Origin of the sequence: Alicyclobacillus macrosporangiidus CPP55 (genome assembly GCF_000702485.1) — a bacterium.
Taxonomy (GTDB): Bacteria; Bacillota; Bacilli; order Alicyclobacillales; family Alicyclobacillaceae; genus Alicyclobacillus_H; species Alicyclobacillus_H macrosporangiidus_B.
In genome coordinates, this window is sequence record NZ_JNIL01000001.1 from 412,388 (window position 1) to 432,198 (window position 19,811).

Below are 19,811 nucleotides of genomic sequence, written 5' to 3' on the forward strand. Positions count from 1 at the left end.
GAACGTGAGAAAAAACATTGCCACACTTGCGCTCGCTGGGATCGCCGCGCTGGTCGTCACCGCTTGTGGTGCGGCCCCGCAGTCGGGCCAAAATCAACAGGCTGCCAACCACACCGCGGTTTACGGGGCGACCAGCCAAGTAATGATTTTCTGGGATCCCTCGGACAGTTTTTCCAATGAAGTCGTCGCGATGAACAATATGTACGAAACCCTGCTCCGCTACGACCCCAGGGCGGACAAATTCATTCCGGTACTGGCGACGTCGTATGAGAAATCGAAGGACAACCTGACGTGGACGTTCCACTTGCGGAACAACGTGCACTTCCACGACGGGAAGTTGATGACATCCGCGGACGTGAAAAACTCGATTGAGAGAACCATCCACCGCGGAAAGGGAGCCGCGTACATCTGGGATGCCGTCAAGTCCATCGAGACACCTGACCCGCAAACGGTCAAGTTCGTGCTGAAATACCCCGCCCCCATCGATCTCATCGCCAGTTCGCCGTACGCCGCCTTCATTTTTGACACGGACGTGCTGAAGAAAAACGGTGACAACTGGTTTGCGAGCGGACACGAGGCTGGGACAGGCCCGTACATGCTGCAGAGTTGGTCGGCGGACAAGCCGTTGGTGCTGCAGAAATTTCCCGACTACTGGGGAGGGTGGAACGGGCCCCACTACGACAAGGTCGTGTTCGAGACGGTGAGTGATGCCAACACGAAAGCGCAAATGGTCAAGTCCGGCACCCTGACCTATGTGGACATGCTGCCGGTGCAACAGTTGGACGCCCTCGCCAACGACCACAACGTGCGGATCGTCCGCACCCCGTCGTTCCAAAATCTGATTGCCTTCTTCAACACGGAAAAGAAGCCGCTCAACGACCCGAAAGTGCGCGAGGCCTTGAGCGACGCGTTTCCGTACGACCAGGTGATCAAAGACGTCATGCAAAACCAGGCCCGCCAAAGCGTGGGTCCCATCCCGGACGGGCTGTGGGGGCACGACGGCAATTTGCCGGTGCATCACTACGATCTCGACACCGCCAAGAAGCTGCTGGCGGACGCCGGTATTCAGCCCGGCAAGCTGTCGCTCACGCTCACCTACACTGCGGGCGACGCCAATGAGGAACAGATCGCCTCGCTGTACAAGGCCAGTCTGCAGCAGATCGGGGTCAATCTGGAAGTGCGGTCGATGCCGTGGGACGCCCAGTGGAACTTGGCGAAAGCTTCGGATCCACAGCAGCGGCAGGACATCTTTTTGATGTACTGGTGGCCCGATTATTCCAACCCGTACAGCTTCTTGTACAATCTGTTCCACTCGGAGAAGACCGTGAACTTCAACCTGTCGTACTACAAGAATCCACAGTATGACAAGTTGATCGACGACGGCAACGTCAAGGCGGGCGTGGACCGGACTGCTGCGGAGCAGCTGTTCGCTCAGGCGCAGTCGATGCTGGTGAAGGACAACCCAGCCATTTGGATTTTTGATGAGGACTACGTGCGTGCCGTGAGCTCGTCCATGCAGGGATTCGTGGACAACCCGAGCTATCCGAACGTGGTGTTCTGGTACGACGTGCGTCCACAGTGAGCGCATGCGCACAGTGGATAGATCAAGGCGAATCCCCCGGAAGGGAGGGAGGCGTGCGTGCTTGCATACATCGGGCGTCGACTGCTGTTGAGCGTGGTGGTGATGTTTGGCCTGTCTGTCATCACCTTCTTTATCGCGAGAGTGGTTCCGGCTGACCCGGCGGCCCGATTCGCAGGTCCTCGGGCCACGCCGCAGGAGATCGCGCAGGCGCGCATCGAGTTGGGCCTGGACAAGCCCTTGTGGGTTCAGTACGCAAAGTACATGGCGGGCCTGGTGCACGGAGACCTCGGGGTGTCGATTGACACGCATCACGCCGTCAGCCAGGACGTTCTGAACGCCCTCCCGGCCAGCCTGGAACTGATGGTGTGCAGTCTGGTGATCGCCCTCGCGCTCGGGATTCCCATCGGCGTGTGGGGCGCCATGCGCCCCGGCGGACTCGCCGACGGATTGGGACGCCTGTTCGCGGTGGCGGGGGTCTCGTTCCCGAGCTTCTGGCTGGGATTTCTCCTGCAACTCCTGTTCGTCGGCGTCCTTCACCTGTTGCCGGTGGCGGGACGGGTGTCCGATCTCACGCAGGCGCTCAATCCCATTCAGTCGATCACGGGATTTTACCTGGTCGACAGCGCCCTGCAAGGAAACTGGAGTGCCTTTTCAGATGCTGCGGCGCATCTGATCCTGCCGGCGCTGACCCTGGCGGCGTACCCGTTTGGCTTGGTGGTGCGGATGGTCCGCGCCGTCATGCTGGATGTGCTCTCCCAGGACCACGTGCGCGTGCTGCGCTCGCTGGGCATGCCGTCGCGTACCATCGCGTTTCGCTACGCGCTGATAAACGCGATGCCCGCGACATTGACCGTGATCGCCCTGTCGATGGCGTACGCGCTGACCGGCACGTTCCTGATAGAGTCTGTGTTCAGTTGGCCGGGGTTGGGCAACTACACGGCGAACGCGCTCGTCACCAACGACTACCCGGCGATCATGGGGATCACCCTGCTGACGGGGATGGCGTATGTGTTTCTGAACCTCGTGGTGGACGTCTGTATCTCGCTGCTTGACCCGAGAGTGAGGTGGACCGGATGACGGGAAGGCGCGCTCTGGCTTTCGTCCGCAACAACAGGCTGGCGTTCGCCGCCCTGCTGGTCATCCTGGCGATGGCGCTGGCGGCGCTCTTCGCCCCTTGGTTGGCCCCTTACCCGGGAGATGCACACGGACAGGCGCACTCTGCAGAGGCGTTCCAGCCGCCGTCGGCCAGGCACCCGTTTGGCACTGATTCTGTGGGGCGGGACCTGCTGTCTCTGGTTTTGTTTGGCGGAAGAATCTCCCTCTCGGCGGGCTTGATTGCGATTGTGTGCGCGCTGTGCATCGGTGTTCCGCTGGGGTTGGTGGCGGGCTATGCCGGCGGCTGGGTGGATGAGGTGATCATGCGCTTCACCGACGTTGTGTTAAGTTTTCCCGCCTTGTTGTTGGCGGTTGCCATCTCTGCCTTGCTCGGACCGAGCCTGACCAACGCCATTCTCGCGATCGCGCTGTCCTGGTGGCCCTGGTACACGCGCCTGGTTCGATCCCAGGTGGCCGTCGTGCGCACAGCCGGATTTGTGGAAGCGGCGATACTGGCGGGTCAACCGAGAGCCGCGATTGTCACGCGGCACGTCCTGCCCAATGCGCTCACGCCCATCATTGTGCAAGCGTCGATGGACCTCGGTTCTGTCATCCTCACGCTGGCAGGGTTGAGCTTCCTGGGCATGGGCGCCCAGCCGCCGAGTGCGGAATGGGGACTGCTGGTGTCCCAAGGCCGGTCCTACATCCTGTCCGACTGGTGGTACGTGACGTTTCCGGGACTGGCGATTCTCGTGGCGGCAGGCGCCTTGAACATGGTGGGGGACGGTTTGCGCGATGTCCTGGACCCGCGCCAGAGAGGGGCTTACCGCTGATGTTGCTCGACATGAATGACATTCGAATCGATGTGAAGACGCTGGGCGGGTGGCGCAATCTGGTGGATGTCGCACACCTTCACGTGGAAGAAGGGGAGTCCGTGGGCGTGGTCGGCGAGACCGGGTCGGGAAAGACGCTGACGTCGCTCGCGGTCACCCGCCTGTTCCCCTCTCCCGCCATTCGGCTGAACACAGGGTCGGTCCGGTTTCGCGGGGTGGAGTTGTCGAAACTCTCCGCACCGGAGTTGGAGCGCCTGCGCGGACGCGAGATCGGTATGGTCTTTCAAGACCCGAGTACATCGCTGAACCCGGTGTTTCGCATCGGCAAGGTGCTGACCGATCTGGTGCGCACACACCACAAGGTCGGGAAACGGGAGGCTGTCCAACGTAGTCTCGAGCTGTTGCAACGGGTGGAGCTTCCGGATCCGGAACGGTTGTTTTACCGCTACCCGTTCGAGCTGTCGGGGGGACAACGGCAACGCGTTTTGATCGCCATGGCGCTGGCAGGACGGCCGCGGCTCCTGATCGCGGACGAGCCCACGACGGCTCTCGACGTCACCGTGCAGGCTGGCATTCTTCTGTTGCTCAAGCGGCTGCAGCAAGAGGAGGGGCTGGCCATGCTCCTGATCACGCACAACATGGGACTGGTGGCGCACATGACCCAGCGCGTGTACGTGATGTACCGCGGAAGGGTCGTGGAATCCGGGCGAACCAGCGACGTGCTGGTGAATCCCCGCCACCCGTACACCCGCATGCTGATTCAATCCATCCCCCGTTGGTCCAATCGGGGTCAGGCCCTGGCGACCTGGGGGCACGGCGCATCGGCCGCGTCTGCGGCGTCCCCGCCCGCAGGCAGCCATTCCGATGCGGAACGGTGCGCTTTTGCCGGACGCTGCCCGGTGGCGGGTGACGAGTGCTGGCTACGACAACCTGCGCTGACGGCAGTACCGGGGGTGGAAGAGCACCAGGTGGCGTGCTTTCGATGGGAGGACTGCGGTGTTGAAATCGCCAGCCATGGTTGAGTTGAAGGACGTGCGGGTGGAGTTCGTTTCCAAGGGGCGCGGAATGGGCAGACGCCAACGCGTCGTTGCACTGGATGGCGTCAGCCTGTCCATCCAGCCCGGCGAGACGCTCGGCATTGCCGGTGAGTCTGGGTCGGGAAAGACCACCTTGGCCCGCGTGCTCACAGGGTTGCAAAAGCCCACGGCGGGGGATGTCCGGCTGTTCGGCGGCCCGCTTCCCGCCCGCGACTGGCCGAAGTCGCTGCGCCGGCGGATCCAAATGGTATTTCAGGACGCGTCGGGATTCCTCGACCCACGCCAACCCGTGGTGCAGAGCGTGATGGAAGTCTTGTCTGGACTGACTGACGTGCCTGCCGCAAAGCGGAGATCGGTGGCTGACGAGCTTCTGCGGCGTGTGGGACTCGACAAAGACGCGGGCACCCGGTTCCCGCACGAGCTGTCGGGCGGGCAACGGCAACGGGTGGCGATTGCGCGGGCATTGGCGTCTTCCCCGGACTTCTTCATTCTCGACGAACCGACCTCGGCCCTGGACGTGTCCGTGCAGGCGCAGATCCTGAATTTGTTCGTCGACCTTCGCAGGGAGCGGGGAATCGGGTATTTGCTGATCTCGCACGACCTGAACGTGATCGCGCACTTGTGCGATCGTGTGGCGGTGATGTACCGTGGGCGGATTGTGGAAGAGGGGCCAGTGGACGAACTGTTCCAGAATCCCCGTCATCCGTACACAAGAGCGCTGTTGAGTGCGGTGCCCGACCCGGATCCCAGGGTCCCGTGGGAACCGGTGGTGCTGCGACACCCCGTGTCTGGGGAAGACGCGGCGGGACGAGGGTGTCGTTTTCATCCCCGCTGTCCCCTGGCTGGCGACGTGTGCCGCATGGAGGAACCGCCGTGGGTGCAGTTCGGCGCCCAACGCGTGGCGTGCCATTTCCCGTTGGACCGTGAAGGAATGGCCGCCGTACCGGAGCCAGCAGCCGAACGAGAGAGGAGGTATCCGACGTGCGACTAGCGGTGGATGTGGGAGGAACGTTCACAGACCTGGTTCTGTTTGACGAGCAAACGGGTGCCACGAGGACGGTGAAGTGCCCGAGTACGCCGGGAAGGTTCGAGGACGGTGTGCTGGCGGCGGTGGACGAGGTGCGCCCGCGCCTGCAAGACCCCGGGACTGTGGCGTTCATTCACGGGTCGACGGTGGTGATCAATCATCTGCTGGAGCGAAAAGGGGCGAAGACGGCCCTGATCACCACGAAGGGCTTCCGGGACAACCTGGACATTCAACGGACCAACCGGCCCGACCTGTACAACCTGCGTTACCGGAAGCCGAAGCCCTTTGTGGAGAGAAAGGACCGGTACGAGGTGGACGAGCGGATTGGGCCCAGGGGGGAGGTGATCCGGCCACTCAACGTGGCGGAGCTGTCCGAGGTGGTGGACCATTTGCGGGAAGGCCGGTATGAGGCGGTGGCCATCGCCTTTCTGCACGCGTATCGAAACCCTGCTCATGAACTGCAGTGTATGGAGTACATTCGGGAACACCTGCCGGGTGTGTTCGTGGCCTGTTCCTCCCAGGTTGAACTGTGGCGAGAATACGAACGGACCAACACGACGGTATGCTGCGCCTACGTCGGTCCCTCCGTGGCAGATTATCTGCAGCGGCTTGCGAACGGTTTGACAGCCCGGGACATCGGCCGAAGCCGTCCCTTAACCATGATGTTGTCCAGCGGGGGCCGCACCACCTTCCAGGAAGCCAGCCGGTGGCCCATCGACCTGATTGAATCTGGGCCGGCCGCCGGGGTCACCGGGGCGCGCCGGGTGGCCCGTTGGTGCGGGATCCAAAACTTCATCGCACTCGACGTGGGTGGGACGACCGCCAAGGCCGCGTTGGTGGAAGACGGGGAGCCGGAACGGGTGCAGGAGTACATCCTGGAGCCGGGGCCAAGGTCGGGCGGGTATCCGCTGCTGGTCCCCTCCCTCGACATCAAGGAGATTGGGGCGGGGGGCGGCAGCATCGTCCGCGTCAGCGAGGACGGGGCGATTCAGGTCGGCCCAGACAGCGCTGGTGCCATGCCCGGGCCCGCGTGTTACGGGCGCGGGGGCCGCTTGCCCACCATCACCGACGCGAACTTCCTCGCCGGACGCCTGCCCGAGGTGTTGGCCAGCGGCCTGAGACTCGACCGCGATCGGGCTCGTGCGGCATTTGCTCCCTTGGCGGAGCGCCTGCGCATGCCGCTGGAAGACGTCGTACGCGGAGTCCTGCGAGTGGCGGAGGCCAAAATGGCCCGCGTGGTCCATTTGGCCACGGTGGCGCGGGGGAAGGATCCGCGGGACTACGACCTGATTGCGTATGGCGGAAGCGCGCCGTTGCACGCCGTGGCGCTGGCCAGGGAACTTCGCATCCGGAGGGTCGTCATTCCGCCTGCCGCCGGCGTGTTTGCGGCGTGGGGCATGATTCATGCGCCGTACCAGGTGGACCGAATGAAGACGGTGAACGCCCCGTGGCCGGAGGGACGAGCAGAGGTGGAGTCCGTGTGTGCCGCGCTGCGCGACGACGCGGTCTCCAAGATCCAGTCCATGGGCAGACGTGCTGGACATGCCCGGGTGTATCTTGAGGTTCGCTACGTGGGACAGGCCCGGTCGCTCACCGTGGAAGCGGATGACGCGGACCTCGTACACATGCGGTTCACCAAGGCGCATCGAGAAAAGTACGGGTTTACGCTCGATGCACCATTGGAGGTGACCGGGGTCCACGTGGTCGTCACCGACCAGGACGAGACAAGCGAGTCCGGTACGTTTGGCGCCAAGGTACAACCCCGGGGACAGGAACAAGCCGGCGCCGCCGCCATTGGGATGCGCCAGGTGCTGACCCATGACGGGTGGCGGAAGGCGCCCGTATATCGGCGGGAGGCATTGGCGGCCGGGGCCGTGGTGACCGGACCGGCGGTGGTGGAGGAGGAGACCACCACCACCTATGTGCCGCCGGAGGCCGTTTTGACCGTCGACGCATACGCCAACATGATCATCCAGGTCGGGGGGTGAGTGTTTGGATCCATTCGCTTTGTCGATTGTCGAGGGAGCGCTGGTCGCTGCCAGCGATGAGATGTTTCAGGTGGTTCGCCAGACCAGTTACAGCCCCATCATTTACGAGGTGCTCGATTACGCCACTGGCATCACGGACGCCAATGGCAGGCTCGTGGTGCAAGGCAACGGAGTGACCGGATTCCTCGGCAGTTTGTCCTCAGGTGTTCAGGCTGTGTTGCAAAAGTACACAGACATCGGGCCGGGCGACGTGTTCATCGTCAACGACCCGTACACGGCGGGCGGCAGCCACCTGTCCGACGTCACCGTCGTGCGTCCCTTCTTCCACAACGGAACCCTGCTCGGGTTTGGTGCCAGCAAGGCGCACTGGACCGAGATCGGTGGTGCGAAACCCGGCAGTTGGTCGAACGACGCGGCGGATGTATACGCCGAGGGTCTGTACATTCCGCTCATGAAGATTGTGGACCGCGGGGTGGTCAACGAGACCCTGATGGCGCTGATTGCGGCGAACGTCCGAACCCCTGTCTACACCCTCGGAGACCTGCAGTCCCAACTGGGTGCGCTGGTGATCGGTGAACGCCGGGTGGCCGAGGCGGCCGCCAAGTACGGGACGGAGACCGTGCTGGAGGCGATGGCATCGATTCTCGACCGTGGCCGCAAAGCCGCATTACGGGCCTTGCGACGGCTGCCGAAGGGGACGTATTTCGCGGAGGATTACCTGGACTCCGACGGGGCGACGGATCAACCGGTCTACGTGTGTGTCAAGGTGACCATTGATGACGACACGTTCACGGCGGATTTTACCGGCAGTTCTCCGAGCGTGGCGAGCACCATCAACGCCACCTGGCCGAGCTTGGAGTGCGGCGTGCGGACGACGTTTCGCGCGCTGATCGACAGCGAGGAGCCGACTTCCGACGGGATGTTCGCGCCGTTGTCCATTATTTGTCCGCCGGGAACGGTGTTTACGGCGCAACCCCCGACGCCCGTGTCCACCTATTGGGAGGCGTCCGACATGGCGGCGGACCTTGTGCAAAAAGCCCTCGCCCCGCACATTCCAGAGCTCATGCCGGCGGGCCATTCGCTCAGCGTCTGCGGCTCTATCCTGGCGTTTGAACGCGACCCACAATCCCCGACGGTGGGGCTGCCGATTCTCGTGGAGCCGCAGGCCGGGGGTTGGGGTGGCAGTGAGGGGCAGGACGGCGAGAGCGCCCTGGTTCCAATTGGCGACGGAGATACCTGTTCCATTCCTGTAGAGGTGTTGGAGGCCACGTACCCTGTGCGTGTGCTGGAGTACGCGCTGAACATCGTCCCAGGCGGCGGGGCCGGGAAATACAGGGGGGGATTCGGACTCATCCGCCGTTTACAGCTGTTGCAGCCCGCAACGCTCACCGCCAGCTTTGGCCGTCATCGTTTTCCCGCCTGGGGCTCACACGACGGGGGGAACGGCACCCCGAACTACGTCGAGGTCCACGCCGCGGATGGGCGTCCCCTTGGCCGGTTTGGACGGGTGAACGGCATGCGGCTCGAGGCGGGATCCGTGGTGGCGCTCGTGACCGGGTGCGGCGGGGGATATGGGGACCCGAAGTTGCGGGACCCGGCACGGGTGCAGGAGGACTTGGCGAACGGATTCTTGACCCCGGAGGACGCCAGGCGTATTTACGGTTATCCGGCGGACGCCGCGCAGGGGAGGGAAAGTGTCGACGATGAGAATCGGAATTGACGTGGGCGGCACGAACACGGACGCGGTGGTCATGGACGGCCAACGGGTGGTCACGTGTGCCAAGACCGCGACCACGAAAGACGTTCTAACGGGCATCCTCACGGTCTTGCGAACCGTGCTGGCGGAGTGTCCGGCGACAGCCGTGAACGCCGTGATGTTGGGTACCACCCACTTCGCCAACGCCCTGGTCGAACGCGATCGCCTGTCCAAGACGGCCGTATTGCGGCTCGGTCTGCCGTATGGGGCCGCGCTTCCACCGTTCGTCGACTTCCCGGCCGAATTGCGGGAAGTGATTCGGGGACCGGTGTATCTGTTGCCGGGAGGACACGAATTTGATGGACGTGAGATCACGCCGTTTGACGAGTCGCGCGTGCGAGCGGCCGCCCGTGAGATCAGGGCGGCCGGCATCCGGACCGCTGTCGTGTCCTCGCCATTCAGTCCCATCAACGACGAGATGGAGCGCCGTGCGGCGGACATCCTGTACGAGGAATGTCCCGGGATTCGTGTGACCATCTCGGCGGACATTGGGTCCGTTGGCCTCCTGGAACGCGAGAACGCGGCGATTTTGAACGCCTCATTGGTGTTGTTGGCCGAAGAGATCGTCGACGCCCTAGAGCAAGCCCTGCGCTCGCTCGGGCTCACCTGCCCGTTCTATTTGACGCAAAACGACGGCACGCTGATGAACGCGGACTACGCACGGCGGTTTCCGGTTTTGACCATCTCCTCCGGACCGACGAACAGCATGCGTGGCGCTTCCTACCTGTCAGGGCTGAAAAACGCCATCGTGATCGACGTGGGCGGAACGACGGCCGACGTCGGCGTGCTGGTGAACGGCTTTCCACGGCCCGCCGCCCGCACCACGGAGTTGGCGGGTGTCCGAACGAATTTCCGGATGCCTGACGTGTATTCCCTCGGACTGGGCGGAGGCAGCCGCGTCCGCTTCGCGGAGGACGGAACCCCGGTGATTGGCCCGACGAGTGTTGGGTACCGCATCCGCGAAGAGGCCCTGATTTTCGGCGGCTCCACCTTAACCATGACCGATGTGGTGGTGGCCGCTGGGTTGGCGGAAATCGGTGACCCGTCCAGGGTTCCCCTGACCCCCCAGGAGGCGCAGCGTGTGTTGGACAAGGCCGACGAGATGTTGGCGGAGTGCGTGGACCGGATGAAGCCGAGCCGCGCGGACATGCCGGCGGTCGTGGTCGGCGGAGGATCGATTTTGATCCGCGACTCGCTGAAGGGCGTGTCTACCATCGTTCGCCCCGAGTACCACGCCGTGGCAAACGCCATCGGTGCCGCCATCGCCCAGGTCGGCGGCGAGGTGGACCGCGTGTACTCGTTTGAGGGGAGGTCCAGGGAGTCTGTCTTGAATGAAGCCAAGGAGCAGGCCATCCTGAGGGCGATGGAGGCGGGAGCGGACCCGGCGACCATCGAAATCGTGGAGTTACAGGAGATTCCGCTCGCTTATTTGCCGAGCCGGGCGTCGCGCATCCGCGTGAAGGCGATTGGAGAACTGAAAGGGGCGCGGGTGAATGACTTGGTCACTGACGGAAGATGAGGTCCGCTCGATTGCCATCGGCGCGGGTGTCCTGGGTACGGGCGGAGGCGGTGACCCGTACCTGTCCCAGTTGCAGTTGATTGAACTGTTGCGACAAGGCAAGACCGTCAAGGTGATTCCTGCCCATCAGCTGCCCGAGGACGCGGTCGGGTGCGGGGTGTCCGGCATGGGGGCTCCGACCATCGGCATTGAGAAGCTTCCGGTGGGCGACGAAATGTGGCAAGCGGCGAAGGCGCTGCAGGATCACCTGCACGTCAAGTTTTCGTTCGTGGTGATCGGCGAAATTGGCGGCGGGAATGCCCTTGAGGGATTGATTGCCGGGGCCTATTCGGGCTTGCCCGTGGTGGACGCGGATCCCATGGGCCGGGCGTTTCCTGAACTGCAGATGGACACGTTCATGATCCACGGCGTGTCGCCTTCCCCGTTTGGTCTCTACGATGGTCACGGCAATGCCGCCGTCCTGCACGTGCAGGACGCCCGCACTGCGGAGCGGTACGGGCGGGCGCTTACCATTGCAATGGGAGGTTCCAGTTCGTTGGCGCTGCCGGTCGTCACCGGCAGGCAGGTGAAGGCGTATGCCATCCACGGCACCCTCTCTCTCAGTCTGCGCATCGGCCAGGCCATCCGCGATGCGGTGGCGAGCAAGCGAGATGTGCTGGAGGCGGTCTCACGGGTCCTCCCGTTGAAGCATCTCTTTTTCGGCAAAGTGGTCGACATTGAACGCAAGACCACCGGGGGATTCGCACGTGGAAGGATGGTATTGGAGGGCCTGGGGGCGTTCTCTGGGTCGGAATTTCACGTGGATATTCAGAACGAATTCCTCATCGGCTGGTTGGATGGGCGGCCGGTGGCCACTGTGCCGGATCTCATCAGTGTCCTCGATGCCGACAGCGGTCTGCCAGTCGGCACGGAGTCGTTGAAATACGGGTTGCGCCTGAATGTGATTGGCATTCCGGCGTCGCGGAAGCTGAAGACAGCGCGGGCGCTGGAGGTGGTGGGGCCGCGCGCATTCGGGTACGACGTGGATTTTCAACCCTTGTTGGGAGACCTCCCGGAGGCGGAATGGGCCGTCTGAGAAGGGAACAGACCAGGGAATTGCTGAGGCGATTCCAGCAGGAAGGACTTTCCTGAAGAAAGGCATCGCCAACCTCGTTCCCGTCAAGACCCCTGGGGACGAGGTTGGAAGCATCCTGCTGCAAGTCAGGAAGAAGGCGATGAATGACCCGAGCGTCTACACCGTCGAACATCTACGAGAGGGAAGACTGACGCCCTGCTCGAAGGCTGAACACCTGCTGCATAGCGTCGAACATACGAAAGAGGGGTATACCCTCATATCGTATGGCTCCGCACTTTGAGTCCGATGCAGACGCCACAAGACTTCACACCATACGATACTCGGGATACCCCTTCATTCTGGAGCGGATGACGGGACTCGAACCCGCAACATTCAGCTTGGGAAGCTGACGCTCTGCCAATTGAACTACATCCGCGCGTTCAGTGGACCGTCTTTCTGTAGTAGTATTATACGCAGGCTGGCCGGGCTTCGCAAGTCCCTGCCAAGGCCCGGACACATCTCATCGAACGGGGAGTGGTGAGGTGGCGGACAGAGAACCCCAGGCGTACGAGCTGGTCATCGACGAGGCGCACGACGGGCACACCCTGCGCAGCGTGCTGCAGAGCGAGCTGAAATTCTCCCGGCGCCTGGTGCGCAATCTGAAGCTGCGTGACGGCGTGTTGGTGAACGGGCAACCTGCCCGCCTGAAGTCGGTGGTGCACAAAGGTGACAAAATACATATTACGTTGCCTGATGAAGAGACGCACATTGAGGCCGAGCCGATGGACCTGGATATCCGTTACGAAGACGACGAGGTGGTGGTGGTCAACAAGCCGCCCGGCATGCTGTCCCATCCGTCGTCCAAAGAGCGCACGGGCACGCTGCTCGGCGGGCTGACCGCGTACCTGGCACCAGCGGGGCAGGTGCCGCACGCCGTGCACCGGCTGGATCGGGATACGTCGGGCGTGATCCTGTACGCGAAGCATTCACATGCCCATCACCTGTTCGACCGCGCCCTGCGATCCGGTTGGATGCACCGGACCTACTGCGCGGTGGTATACCATAAAGAAGCGTTTGTCCCGTTGCGGATGGGCGAGTGGCAGACCATCGACCTGCCGATTGCGCCCGACCCGAACACACCGACGCGGCGGGTGGTGGCGGCTGGGGGCCAGCGGGCGGTGACCCACTACCAGGCCTTGGCTTCCACAGATCAGATCTCTGTGGTGCAGATCGTGCTCGAGACCGGACGCACCCACCAGATCCGGGTGCACTTCGCGGCCGTCGATATGCCGCTGGTGGGCGATCGGGCATACGGGGGCCCGGTTTGGCGCCGGGCCGAGCGCGATCCCGCTGCCGCCCCGCTGCTCGCTTTTCCGCGCCAGGCGCTGCACGCCCTGCAGTTGATGTGGAAGCACCCGGTGACGGGCGAGGTGAAGCGCGTGACGGCGCCGCCGCCGGAGGACATGCGGACCTTTTGGCGGGAGGCGGGAGGTGACCCCCGGGTGTGGGACCGTTTGATGGCCGACCCGTCGGCCGTACCGCCCGGTTGGCGGTTTGACCTGGCGTGACGGACGGATGGGAGAAAGGAGGCGGAGCAGTGACGCATCGGGAGACCCTGCGTGAGTTGATGGAGTTGCACGGCGGGCCGGGGTTTGAGGAGACGGTGGCGGCCCGCGTCAAGGACGCTTTCGCCCAGTACACGGACGACATCGTGACGGACGGGATGGGTAACGTGATCGCCCGCATCCCTGGAGACGGGCCGGCGCCGCGGCCCAGGATTCTGCTCAGTGCCCACATGGACGAGATCGCGCTCGTCGTCACCGAGATCGCGAAAGGCGGCTTTTTGCGGGTGTGGCAGGCGGGCGGGTTCGATCCGCGCACCCTCGTCGGCCAGGAGGTGGTCGTGCACGGACGGCAGCGGCTGCGGGGCATTGTCGGTTCCAAGCCGCCTCACCTGACCACGCCAGAGGAGCGCAAGCAGGCGGTGCCCCTGGAAGATCTGTTCATCGACCTGGCGATGCCGGAGGAACGGGTGCGGGCGCTCGTGACCATCGGGGACCGGGTGACCCTGCACCGGGAGGCGATGGACTTGCTGAACGGCCGCATCGCCGGCAAGGCCCTCGACGATCGCGCCAGCATCGCGGTCATCCTGGAGTGCCTGGAGGTCCTCCGGGGGCTGAGGCACACGGCGGACGTCTTGGCGGTGGCCAGCGTCCAGGAGGAGGTCGGCGTGCGCGGCGCGACGACGGCCGGGCACGCGCTCGAGCCGGACATCGCCATCGCCATCGACGTGACCTTCGCCGACATGCCCGGCCAGGCGCCGGACGAGAGCTTCAAGATGGGCAAGGGCCCTGCGATCGCGTTCGGGCCGAACATCCACCCGAAGGTGTTCCGGGGCCTGCGCGACGCGGCGGAGCGCCACCGGGTGCCGTACCAACTGGAGCTGACGCAGGGGCCCACCGGCACCGACGCGCGCGCCTTCCAGATCGCCCGGGCGGGCATTGCCTGTGGCCTCGTCGGGGTGGCCATCCGCTATATGCACTGTTCCGTGGAGACGGCCGCCTACGACGACATCGCCGAGTGCGGGCGGCTGCTCGCCCACTACATCGCCGGCGTGACGGCGGAGGAGGTGGCGCGACTGACATGCTACTGAAACGGCTGACGGAAGCGATGGGGCCCTCCGGCTTCGAGGACGAAATTCGTAGCGTGCTGCGCGCCGAGGTCGAGGGGCACGTCGACCGCGTCTACACGGACGTGCTGGGGACGCTCATCTGTGAGAAGGGCATGGACCGGCCGGGGCCGCGGGTGATGCTCGACGCGCACATGGACGAGGTCGGGCTGATGATCGTGCACGCGGAGGACAACGGCCTGCTCCGGTTCCGGCCCCTGGGCGGGGTCGATCCGCGCGTGCTCGTCTCCAAGCCGGTGCGCATCGGGCCTGAGAAGCGCTTTGGCGTCATCGGCGCCAAGCCGATTCACTTACAAAAGCCCGAGGAGCGGCGCAAACCGCTGCCGCTGGAGAACCTGTACATCGACATCGGGGCGCGCGATAAGGACGACGCCCTGGCGGCGGTGAAGCTGGGCGATGTGGCGGTGTTCGCGACGCGCTACGAGGAGATCGGCGAAGGCTGCGCGAAGGCCAAGTCGTTCGACGATCGCGCCGGATGCGCGGTGCTGACCGAGGTGTTGCGTAGGGAATACAAGCTGCCGCTGTACGGGGTGTTCACGGTGCAGGAGGAGATCGGCCTGCGCGGGGCGACCGCGGCAGCGTACCGGCTCCAGCCGGACATCGCGATCGCCATCGAGGGCACGGTGTGCTTCGACGTGGTGGACGCGCCGGGGCACGGGCAGGGGACGGTGCTCGGGCGGGGCCCGGCGCTCACCCTGCAGGACGGACGTACGCTCGCCGACCGGCGTTTCTTGGAATTCATGATCCACGTCGCCGAGAAACACGGCATCCCGTACCAGTTCAGGCGGGTGAAGGGCGGATCGAACGACTTCGGCGCCATCCACCGCTCGCGGGCCGGCGTCACCGGCGGGTCCATCTCCATCCCGGTGCGCTACATCCACGCCCCGGCGCAGGTGATGTCGCTGGAGGACTATCGCAACACCGTCCGCCTGGTGCAGGCGGTGCTGATGGAGCTGCAGGAAGGAGGCTTCCGCGGATGAAGGAACGGATTCTCGAGTGGGCGGGGTACGTGGCGCCCTCGGGCAGCGAGGGCGGTTTGCAGGAGGCGCTGCTCGGCGCGGTGCGCGAGGCGGCGGACGAGGTGCGCGTGGATGTGCTCGGCAACGGGATCGCCACGAAGCGGGGCGAGGGCCAGCACGTGGTGCTCGTCGCGCACGCGGACGAACCGGGCGTGATGGCCATCCACGCGGACGAGCGGGGGTTCCTGCGGCTGATCTCCATCGGCGATGTGCCGGCGCACGAGCTGGTCGGCCGGCAGGTACGATTCACGAACGGCGTGACCGGCGTCGTCGGCGTCGAGGGCAAGGTCAAGCGTGAGGACATCGGCTTCGAGCACCTGTACGCCGACATCGGCGCGGAGTCGGAGGAGGAGGCCCGGTCGCAAGTGCCGTTGGGGACGGCGGGGGTCGTGTGGGAACCGCTGTCGGAGATCGGCCCGCACCGGCTGGCCGGGCGAGCCCTCGACAACCGGGCGGGCTGCGCCGTCGCGGCCGAGGCGTTCCTTCAGTTGGCGGCCCTGGGCCGGCGGGTGACGGTGGTGTTCAGCGCCCAGCAGGCGGTGGGTGCGCGCGGGGCGGGAACGGCGGCCTTCCAGTTGGAACCGGACCTGGCCATCGTGATCGACGCGGCGCCGGCGGGGGACATGCCGGAGGCGCCGCGGATGGCGCTCTCCCTCGGGAGGGGGCCTTGCGTCAAGATCATGGACGGAACGGCCGTGGTGCCGCTGGATGTCAAGGCCCATCTGGTGGAGAGCGCGCAGCGCCTCGGGCTGGCGATCCAATACGAGGTGTGGCCGCGCGGGCTGTCGGACGCAGGTGCGATTCAGCTGTCGCAGAGCGGCGTGAAGGTCGGGGGCGTGTCGTACCCGGCCCGGCGACTGGGCGGGTTGACCCAGGTGATTGACCTGCGCGACGTGGCGGGGGCGGTCCATCTGGTCGTGGAGGCGGCGCGCTCCTGGTGAGCAGGGGCGGGTGGGGCGCTGCGCTCCGCTTCTGCTGCGCAAGCCTCTGCGCGCAGCGCCCCACTCCGTTCACGGATATAGGAGGGGTGTCATACACAGCCCCTTGACCAGGCGTTCAAAACACCCACGCCCAGGGGGTTCCCCCGGTTTGCAACCGTGCTATAATAGCTCCCAAATTCGTGCACCGCGCGGGCGTTTCGTGCCGCGCTCTGCACCCTAGGCTGCGTGGGCGTTTCACGGAGTCTCTTGCGAAAAGCACAAACAGAGTCGTTCGCGCGTCAGCACGAACGCCCACGCGGAGGAGGCGGATGGCCATGATACGCTACCTGACCGCCGGGGAGTCTCACGGACCCGGATTGACGGTGATTGTGGAAGGATTTCCGAGCAACCTGCCGGTGTCGAGGGAGCAGATCGACGAACAGCTTCGCCGGCGCCAGCAGGGGTACGGGCGCGGCCGGCGTCAGCAGATTGAATCCGACCGGGTCGAGGTCACCAGCGGCATCCGGTTCGGAAAGACCCTCGGCACGCCCATCACCATGCACATCACCAACCGCGACTTCACCCACTGGACGGAGAAGATGGCGGTGTGGGACACACCCCCGGAAAACCTCAAACAGGTCACCCGCCCTCGCCCCGGCCACGCAGATTTGGCCGGCGCCATCAAGTACGATCACGAGGACATCCGCGACGTCCTGGAGCGGGCCAGCGCCCGCAACACGGCGACGATGGTGGCCGCCGGCGCCCTGGCCCGGCAGCTGCTCGCCCGTTTCGGGATTGAGGTGACGGCCCACGTGGTGGAGATCGGCGGCGTGCGGGCAGAGCACGTCCCGGCGGAGTGGGACGCCCTCATCCAGGCGGCGGACGCGTCGCCGGTGCGCTGCGCGGACGCAGAGGCGAGCGCCAGGATGGTGGCCAAGATCGACGAGGCGAAGGCCAAGGGCGACACGGTCGGCGGGGTTTTTGAGATCATCGTCCGCGGCTGCCCCATCGGCCTGGGCAGTTACGCACATCCCGATCGGCGCCTCGACGCGCGGCTGGCCGGGGCGCTGATGGGCATTCAGGCCATCAAGGGCGTCGAGATCGGCCTGGGGTTCGAGGCGGCCCGCCGGTTCGGGTCGCAGGTGCACGACGCCATCGCCCACGACGGGTCCCGCTACCTGCGGCCGACCAACGGCGCGGGCGGCCTGGAGGGCGGCGTGACCAACGGCGAACCGATTGTCGTCCGCGTCGCCATGAAGCCCATCTCCACCCTCTACACGCCCTTGATGAGCGTCGACATGAAGACCAAGCAGCCGGAGCCGGCCGCGGTGGAGCGTTCCGACTATTGCGCCGTGCCGGCGGCGTCGGTGGTCGGCGAGAACGTCGCGGCGTGGGTGGTGGCGGAGGCCTTCGTGGAGAAGTTCGGCGGAGACTCCATCGAGCAGATGGAGGACCACGTGCGCGCCTACCGGGCGCGGGTGGCCCGGCGATGACCACACGCCTGGAGGTGACGACGCCGACCGCACGTTACCCGGTTTACATCGGCGGGGGACTCCTCGCGCGCGCAGGGGAGTTGGTGCGTGAGGCGGGGGCAGAGGAAGGCGTGCGGGCGATGGTGGTGACCGACGATCACATCCGGCCGCTGGGATATGCGGAGGAGGTCGCGCGGCGGCTCGCCGAGGCCGGGATCCCGGCCGCCGTGACGAGCGTGCCGGCGGGAGACCAGAGCAAATCCCTCGCCATGGCCGAGCGGTTGTACCGCGAGATGCTCTCGGCGGGGATCCGGCGCAACGGCCTGGTCGTCGCCGTGGGCGGCGGGGTCGTGGGCGATCTCGCGGGTTTCGCGGCGGCCACGTACCAGCGCGGCATCCGGTTCGTCCAGGTGCCGACGACGCTGTTGGCGCACGACAGCAGCATCGGCGGCAAGGTGGGGGTGAACTTGGCCGAGGCGAAGAACCTGGTCGGGGCATTCCACCACCCGCTCTTGGTGCTGTACGACGTGGAGACGCTCGCCTCCCTTCCGCCGCGGGAGTGGCGGGGCGGGATGGCAGAAGTGATCAAGCACGGGATCATCGGGCAGCCGGACCTGTTCGCCGCTCTGGAGGCGTCTCCCTGCGCCGAGTACCCAGGAGCGGCGGCGGCCGAGCGGCTGACCGCGTGGGCGTGTCAGGTGAAGATCCGCATCGTGGAACAGGATGAGCGCGAGTCGGAGCTGCGCATGACGCTGAACCTCGGCCACACCATCGGTCACGCCGTCGAACACGCCTCGGGATACCGGCTCAACCACGGTGAGGCGGTGGCCATCGGGATGTGCCTGGAGGCCGAACTGGCGGTCAGGCGCGGGTGGTTGGCAGCGAGCGAGCGGGATCGCATCGTCGAGGTCGTCCGGCGTCACGGGCTGCCGGTCGCCCCTCCGCCCGACATGCCGTTTGAACCGGTGTGGGCGGCTTTGCAGCTGGACAAAAAACACACCCAGGGCGGGCTGACGTTCGCACTGCCGCGGGCCGTCGGCGAGGTGGCCATCGCGCGTGGCGTCCGCCCCGAAGAAGTGACGCAGGTGTGGCGGGAGATGGAGGAGAAGCAGAGATGACACGGGTGGTGCGCGGGGTGCGCGGCGCAACGACTGCAGCGGCCAACACGCCGGAGGAGATCTTTCGCGCGACGCGCGAGCTGATGCTCGCGGTCATCGAGGCCAATGACCTGCATCCGGAGGACGTGGCCAGCGTGATGCTGACGATGACCCCGGATTTGAACGCCGACTTTCCGGCCAAGGCGGTGCGCAGCATCGATGGGTGGCAGTGGGTTCCCTTGATGTGCGCGACGGAGCTGGCCGTACCGGGATCGATGCCCCGGTGCATCCGGCTGCTGATGCACGTCAACACGGACCGCAGCCAGGAGGAGATGGTGCACATGTACCTTGGGGAGGCGGTGGCGCTCCGCCCCGACATGGTGCAGCACGCGCAGGCGAAAAAGGGACAGGGCGGCACGGAGTGACCCGCCCGCCCATCCGGGCAAATGCGTATTGACGAATGAACGGGCTTACCGTATGATTCCTCATATATCGTAATGACAAGAGCAGAGTTTGGTTGAGTTGAGAGCTGAGTCAGGTTGAGCTGAGCGGAGCGGAGTGGAGTGGAGATGAGCGGTGGCCCTGGTTCGCAGGGTCGGGGTATCGTCATCGGCTTTGACCATCCGCAGGATAGGAAGCTCTCCTACCGTGTGGATTTTTTATTACCCAGAAACGCCGGTACGACGCAGCCGCCGCCACGGCGACGCCCGCGAGTCCAGTAGA

At 65.1% G+C, this 19,811-nt stretch carries 16 protein-coding genes and 1 tRNA gene; 16 read left to right on the plus strand and 1 reads right to left on the minus strand.

Annotated features, from left to right (window positions below; all coding sequences use genetic code 11):
• The first annotated feature begins 4 nt into the window (after positions 1–4).
• Genes N687_RS0102240 through N687_RS0102280 form a run of 9 tightly spaced genes read left to right on the plus strand, consistent with a single transcriptional unit; the run spans position 5 to position 11,912 of the window.
• A complete protein-coding gene (locus N687_RS0102240) occupies positions 5–1,582 on the plus strand; it encodes an ABC transporter substrate-binding protein (protein WP_029420309.1) in 1,578 nt (525 codons plus the stop codon).
• Between the two features lie 57 nt (positions 1,583–1,639).
• Entirely contained in the window at positions 1,640–2,659 is a 1,020-nt protein-coding gene (locus tag N687_RS0102245) for an ABC transporter permease (protein ID WP_029420310.1), read from the plus strand.
• A complete protein-coding gene (locus N687_RS0102250; protein WP_051662878.1) occupies positions 2,656–3,510 on the plus strand; it encodes an ABC transporter permease in 855 nt (284 codons plus the stop codon). The genes N687_RS0102245 and N687_RS0102250 overlap by 4 nt, the downstream gene beginning before the upstream one ends.
• Positions 3,510–4,532: an ABC transporter ATP-binding protein gene (locus N687_RS0102255; RefSeq protein ID WP_051662879.1), complete on the plus strand. Its 1,023-nt coding sequence runs from the start codon at positions 3,510–3,512 to the stop codon at positions 4,530–4,532. Before N687_RS0102250 ends, N687_RS0102255 begins: the two co-directional genes overlap by 1 nt.
• Positions 4,507–5,538: an oligopeptide/dipeptide ABC transporter ATP-binding protein gene (locus N687_RS0102260; RefSeq protein ID WP_197029193.1), complete on the plus strand. Its 1,032-nt coding sequence runs from the start codon at positions 4,507–4,509 to the stop codon at positions 5,536–5,538. Before N687_RS0102255 ends, N687_RS0102260 begins: the two co-directional genes overlap by 26 nt.
• Positions 5,529–7,562: a hydantoinase/oxoprolinase family protein gene (locus N687_RS0102265; protein WP_029420314.1), complete on the plus strand. Its 2,034-nt coding sequence runs from the start codon at positions 5,529–5,531 to the stop codon at positions 7,560–7,562. The genes N687_RS0102260 and N687_RS0102265 overlap by 10 nt, the downstream gene beginning before the upstream one ends.
• 4 nt (positions 7,563–7,566) lie before the next feature.
• Positions 7,567–9,282 carry a hydantoinase B/oxoprolinase family protein gene (locus N687_RS0102270; protein ID WP_051662880.1) on the plus strand — a complete coding sequence of 572 codons (1,716 nt, stop codon included), beginning with the start codon at positions 7,567–7,569 and terminating at the stop codon, positions 9,280–9,282.
• Complete coding sequence (locus N687_RS0102275) at positions 9,266–10,837, plus strand: hydantoinase/oxoprolinase N-terminal domain-containing protein (protein WP_029420316.1); 1,572 nt, start codon at positions 9,266–9,268, stop codon at positions 10,835–10,837. The genes N687_RS0102270 and N687_RS0102275 overlap by 17 nt, the downstream gene beginning before the upstream one ends.
• Positions 10,812–11,912 carry a DUF917 domain-containing protein gene (locus N687_RS0102280; RefSeq protein ID WP_029420317.1) on the plus strand — a complete coding sequence of 367 codons (1,101 nt, stop codon included), beginning with the start codon at positions 10,812–10,814 and terminating at the stop codon, positions 11,910–11,912. The genes N687_RS0102275 and N687_RS0102280 overlap by 26 nt, the downstream gene beginning before the upstream one ends.
• Before the next feature lie 339 nt (positions 11,913–12,251).
• Here N687_RS0102280 and N687_RS0102285 read toward each other — a convergent pair.
• Positions 12,252–12,327: transfer RNA gene (locus N687_RS0102285), tRNA-Gly, on the minus strand.
• Between the two features lie 106 nt (positions 12,328–12,433).
• Here N687_RS0102285 and N687_RS0102290 point away from each other — a divergent pair.
• The 7 genes from N687_RS0102290 to aroH all read left to right on the plus strand — a co-directional run bounded on the left by N687_RS0102290 (position 12,434) and on the right by aroH (position 19,513).
• Positions 12,434–13,459, plus strand: coding sequence for an RluA family pseudouridine synthase (locus N687_RS0102290; RefSeq protein WP_051662881.1), 1,026 nt, complete (start codon positions 12,434–12,436; stop codon positions 13,457–13,459).
• Between the two features lie 29 nt (positions 13,460–13,488).
• Positions 13,489–14,544, plus strand: coding sequence for a M42 family metallopeptidase (locus N687_RS0102295; protein ID WP_029420319.1), 1,056 nt, complete (start codon positions 13,489–13,491; stop codon positions 14,542–14,544).
• On the plus strand, positions 14,535–15,560 hold the full coding sequence (locus N687_RS0102300) for a M42 family metallopeptidase (RefSeq protein WP_029420320.1): 1,026 nt from the start codon (positions 14,535–14,537) through the stop codon (positions 15,558–15,560). Before N687_RS0102295 ends, N687_RS0102300 begins: the two co-directional genes overlap by 10 nt.
• Positions 15,557–16,540 carry a hypothetical protein gene (locus N687_RS0102305; RefSeq protein ID WP_029420321.1) on the plus strand — a complete coding sequence of 328 codons (984 nt, stop codon included), beginning with the start codon at positions 15,557–15,559 and terminating at the stop codon, positions 16,538–16,540. Before N687_RS0102300 ends, N687_RS0102305 begins: the two co-directional genes overlap by 4 nt.
• Positions 16,541–16,854: 314 nt before the next feature.
• Complete coding sequence (gene aroC, locus N687_RS0102310; RefSeq protein WP_029420322.1) at positions 16,855–18,012, plus strand: chorismate synthase; 1,158 nt, start codon at positions 16,855–16,857, stop codon at positions 18,010–18,012.
• Positions 18,009–19,109 (plus strand): 3-dehydroquinate synthase, encoded by a 1,101-nt coding sequence (gene aroB / locus N687_RS0102315; protein WP_029420323.1) that lies wholly within the window; start codon positions 18,009–18,011, stop codon positions 19,107–19,109. Before aroC ends, aroB begins: the two co-directional genes overlap by 4 nt.
• Positions 19,106–19,513 carry a chorismate mutase gene (gene aroH, locus N687_RS0102320; RefSeq protein ID WP_051662882.1) on the plus strand — a complete coding sequence of 136 codons (408 nt, stop codon included), beginning with the start codon at positions 19,106–19,108 and terminating at the stop codon, positions 19,511–19,513. The genes aroB and aroH overlap by 4 nt, the downstream gene beginning before the upstream one ends.
• Positions 19,514–19,811: the final 298 nt, after the last annotated feature.

Excerpts from the sequence above, each read along its gene's own strand:
- N687_RS0102280 (WP_029420317.1), top strand. The coding sequence starts at position 10,812 with ATGACTTGGTCACTGACGGAAGATGAGGTCCGCTCGATTGCCATCGGC.
- aroC (WP_029420322.1), top strand. The coding sequence starts at position 16,855 with ATGATACGCTACCTGACCGCCGGGGAGTCTCACGGACCCGGATTGACG.
- aroH (WP_051662882.1), top strand. The coding sequence starts at position 19,106 with ATGACACGGGTGGTGCGCGGGGTGCGCGGCGCAACGACTGCAGCGGCC.
- N687_RS0102300 (WP_029420320.1), top strand. The coding sequence starts at position 14,535 with ATGCTACTGAAACGGCTGACGGAAGCGATGGGGCCCTCCGGCTTCGAG.
- N687_RS0102255 (WP_051662879.1), top strand. The coding sequence starts at position 3,510 with ATGTTGCTCGACATGAATGACATTCGAATCGATGTGAAGACGCTGGGC.
- N687_RS0102275 (WP_029420316.1), top strand. The coding sequence starts at position 9,266 with ATGAGAATCGGAATTGACGTGGGCGGCACGAACACGGACGCGGTGGTC.
- N687_RS0102250 (WP_051662878.1), top strand. The coding sequence starts at position 2,656 with ATGACGGGAAGGCGCGCTCTGGCTTTCGTCCGCAACAACAGGCTGGCG.
- N687_RS0102305 (WP_029420321.1), top strand. The coding sequence starts at position 15,557 with ATGAAGGAACGGATTCTCGAGTGGGCGGGGTACGTGGCGCCCTCGGGC.
- aroB (WP_029420323.1), top strand. The coding sequence starts at position 18,009 with ATGACCACACGCCTGGAGGTGACGACGCCGACCGCACGTTACCCGGTT.